This window comes from Phormidium sp. CCY1219 (genome assembly GCF_055795085.1).
In genome coordinates, this window is record NZ_JAYFEQ010000017.1 from 1 (window position 1) to 221 (window position 221).

Here is a 221-nt window from a genome sequence, read left to right on the forward strand (position 1 = left end):
GTGTCCTCTAAAACCGATTCTAGGTCAGACACCAAATCTCCTAAAGCCTCATCGAAATTCGGTTCGTCTGGCGTAATATAAGCTTTCGCATACTCCACCAATGCCTGACCCATATCGGTTGTGCGCCAGTCTTTGCCTTCAGCCACTACGCTATCCATTAATGGCGCAGTTCCTTTCGCACCTCGAACTTGGAAGATAATATCGTTATAGTCTTTATCGGT

Annotated in this window: 1 pseudogene; it reads right to left on the reverse strand. The window is 46.2% G+C overall.

From position 1 onward, the window contains the following. Positions 1-221 (reverse strand): annotated as a pseudogene (locus AC0QH1_RS00265) (hypothetical protein); the annotation flags it as partial.